The sequence below is a fragment of the Mesorhizobium sp. M7A.F.Ca.CA.001.04.2.1 genome (genome assembly GCF_003998485.1).
Taxonomy (GTDB): Bacteria; Pseudomonadota; Alphaproteobacteria; order Rhizobiales; family Rhizobiaceae; genus Mesorhizobium; species Mesorhizobium ciceri.
Genome location: NZ_RZQT01000245.1, coordinates 1 through 3522, shown reverse-complemented (window position 1 = coordinate 3522; position 3522 = coordinate 1). Strand labels below are relative to the sequence as shown.

General features: G+C 63.7%; 3 protein-coding genes. All 3 read right to left on the bottom strand.

Features of this window, described 5'->3' with window-relative positions:
• A partial coding sequence (locus EN955_RS33980) for a glycoside hydrolase family 127 protein (RefSeq protein ID WP_164769963.1) occupies window positions 1–1877 on the bottom strand: 1877 nt, incomplete at its 3' end.
• 14 nt (window positions 1878–1891) lie between these two features.
• On the bottom strand, window positions 1892–2749 hold the full coding sequence (locus tag EN955_RS33975) for a carbohydrate ABC transporter permease (RefSeq protein ID WP_024503912.1): 858 nt from the start codon (window positions 2747–2749) through the stop codon (window positions 1892–1894).
• On the bottom strand, window positions 2749–3522 hold a 774-nt coding region (locus tag EN955_RS33970), incomplete at its 5' end, for a sugar ABC transporter permease (RefSeq protein WP_164769962.1). The genes EN955_RS33970 and EN955_RS33975, both read right to left, overlap by 1 nt.

Here is a 3522-nt window from a genome sequence, read left to right as displayed (position 1 = left end):
GGCCTGTAGAGCCCGTCCTGCCAGCCGTCGGAGACATCGGCAAGTGCCGCGGTCGACAGCGTCACCACGCCGCCGAGAAGTTCCGGCCGGTGCTGCGCTTCGATGGTGGCCGTCCGCGGCAGCGTCAGGCGATGCGGCTGGCTGTCATTGTCTGATGCCTCGACGCAATAGATCAGCGGGCCGCGTGACAGCGCGACGCGGCCAGAATCCTGGCGCACCTGCGGGTTGGCATAAAGCCGCTCGATCGGCATTTCGAGATCGAGCCGGACATTGTCGCCCTTTTTCCATGTCCGCTTGATCGCGGCGTAGCCGTCGCTGGTGATATCCGCCAGCCTGATGGCTTCGCCGTTTATCTTCAACCCGGCACTGGCGCTCCAGGCGGGAATGCGCAGGTGCAAAGTGAACTCGACCGGCGCCCGCGGTTCGAGCATGATGTCGACGGCGCCGTCCCAGGGATAGCTGCTGACCTGCGTCAGGCTCACCGGGACGCCCGATATATCGAAGCGCGCGGTCGAGTCGCCATAGAGGTGGACGGCCAGCGCATCGTCGGCCAGGCTGTAGAAATAGCTGCCGATCGAGGCGACCATGCGCCCGATATTGGGCGGGCAGCACGGGCAGCGGTGCCACTTCCACCTGTTGTGCTTGCCCCGGCTTTCCAATGGATTCTCGTAGAAAAACAGCGAGCCGTCGAGCGACAGGCCCGAGATCGAACCGTTGTAGAGGGCGCGTTCCATCATGTCGGCGTAGCGCGCGTTCGGCCCCATGCCGAGCATGCGGCTGGCCCAGAACACCAGGCCGACCGCCGCACAGGTCTCGGCATAGGCGCTTTCGTTGGGCAGGTCGTAGTCGCTGGTGAAGCCCTCATTGTGCGCCGACGGCCCCAGTCCGCCAGTGATGTAGAGACTCTTGGTGGTGAGATCGTCCCACAGAAGGTCGAGTGCTGCTCGCAGCGTATCATCGCCATATTCGGTCGCGATATCGGCCATGCCGGAATAGAGGTACATCGCCCTGACAGCATGGCCGACGACCTTGTTCTGTTCTCGCACCGGGATATGCGACTGGCTGTATTCATAGGTCTTGAAATGATAGGCCTTCGGGTCGGCGCCGCGGGCGCGGGCCTCCTCGTCGAAATAATGCGGCTGCTGACCGCGCTGGTCGATGAAGTATCTGGCCAACTCCATATATTTCCGCTCGCCGGTCACCCGTGCCAGCTTGACCAGCGCCAGCTCGATCTCCTCGTGGCCGCAATAGCCCTTCTTCTTGCCGGGCTCCGGGCCGAGTACCGACGCGATGTGGTCGGCATAGCGGCACATGATATCGAGCAGCTTGCGTTTTCCCGTCGCCTGGTAGTAGGCGACCGCGCCCTCGATCAGATGGCCGGCGCAATAGAGCTCGTGGCAGTCGCGCAGATTGGTCCAGCGCTTGCCGGGCTGGATGCGTTGGTACCAGCTGGAGAGATAGCCGTCCTCCTGCTGCAGCCTGCCATACATGTCGATGACGGCGTCGATCTTCTTCTCCAGTTCGGGATTCTTGCGCCGGTAAAGCGAATAGGCCGCGGTCTCGATCGTCTTGCCGAGATCGGAATCCCAGAACATCTGCGTGGTCACCGTCGATCCGGTGAATTCCGCGCCCTGGCGGTCGGCTTCGTCGGGAGAGGGCGAGTGGAAGGGGATGACTATGCCGGGCGAGGGACGGTCCGGATCGATCTGCTCCAGCATGCGGGCCTCCACGCAGCGCTCGTAAAGGATATCGGCGGTGCGGGCGGCGACAGCGTCGGCGCGATCGCCCCAGAAGCCGTGCACGTCGACCTGCGGCACCGGCAGCGGGCGGAAGGCGAGCTTCGGTTTCCCGGTTTTTGCGGATGGCGATGCGGTCATTAATTTACTCCATTCTATTTGACGGCCCCGGCCATCAGGCCGCGGATGTAGAAGCGCTGCAGCGCCAGGAACAGGATGAGGCACGGCACCATCATCACGGTGACGCCCGCCTGCACCGCGCCCCAGTCGATGGCGCCGAAGCGGCCCGACTGCAGTGCGGTCATCATCACGGGCAGCGTGAATTTGGATTGATCGGTCATCAGCACGAGGGCGGCGAGGAATTCGTTCCAGGCGCCGAGGAAGGCAAACAGGGCGATGGTGACGACGCCCGGCCAGACCAGCGGCAGCATCACCTTCCAAAGCATGGTGAGATTGCCGGCGCCGTCCATGCGGGCGGCTTCCTCGATCTCGCGCGGCACCGCGTCGAAGGCGTTGCGCATCATGAAGATCGAGAACGGCAGTTGCAGCGTCACATAAACGCCGACCAGGCCGGTCAGCGTGTTGTGCAGGCCAAGCTTGGTCAGCACCAGGAAGATCGGCGTCAGGATCGACTGGAACGGGATCATGATCGTCGACAGAATGAGGATGAAGAACAGGTTCTTGAACGGAAACCGGAACCGCGAAAAGCCATAGCCGGCCAGCACGCTGACGGCGACCGACAGCACGACGGTCATCACCGAGACGTAGATGCTGTTTTGCGCCGAGACCCACAGCCCGTCGCCGAAGCTGTTGAGCGTGGCGTAGTTCTCCAGCGAGAAGCCTGATGTCGGCCAGGGCGGCAGCGGCGGCAGGCGCGCTTCGGTCGCTGGCTTGAACGCCGACAGCACCGCCCACACGATCGGCGCGGCAAACAGCACCGAGGCGACGATGCCGGTCGAATGCTCGCCGATGCGGCTCAAGAGCCGGCGGTTGCGGGAAGCGGCCTGCGCCATCAGTCGAGCCCCTCCGGCTTGCGCAGCAGCCACAGCTGGACGAGGCTGAGCGCCACCAGGATCACCAGCAGCACCATCGACAAAGCCGCGCCGTAGCCGAGCTTGAACGACACGAAGGACTGGTTGAAGATCCAGTAGACCGCCGTCAGCGTCTGGTTGCGTGGGCCGCCGCGCAGGATGATGTAGAACTGGTCGAAGGCGAGGATCGAGCCGGCGACCGACAGGATCAGGGCCAGCGCCAGCGTGCGGCGCATCAGCGGCAAAGTGATCGCCCTGAACCTGGCGAACGGACCGGCGCCGTCGATAACGGCCGCCTCCTGCAGATCCTGCGGGATCGATTGCAGGCCGGCCATCAGAATGATCATGGTGAAGCCGGCGACCTTCCAGACGACCATGGCGATGATCGACCAGAAGGCCGGCTGGAAGGTGGCCAAAAGGTTGAACTTCCTGTCGATCAGGCCAAGGTCGTAGGCGGCCGGGCTGAACAGGCCGGAATCGACGTTCAACAGCCATGACCAGAGCAGGCTGGCCGAGGCAAAGCCGACAACCGCCGGCATGAAGAACATCGTCCGGTAAAGATTGGTCAGCGGCCGCGGCCGCTCGACGAACAGCGCCAGCGGAAACGCCACCACGAAGATCGCGATGGTGACGATCACGGTGTAGTAGGCGGTGAAGCGCAGCGCGTTCCAGAACCGGGTGTCGCGCAGGATGGCGACATAGTTGCCGAGGCCGATAAAGCTGTGCTCGCCCATCAGGGGCCAGTTGTGCAGCGA

What these genes read in the sequence shown, in the direction of transcription:
- EN955_RS33975 (WP_024503912.1), bottom strand. Translation starts at nt 2,749, where the DNA reads ATGGCGCAGGCCGCTTCCCGCAACCGCCGGCTCTTGAGCCGCATCGGC.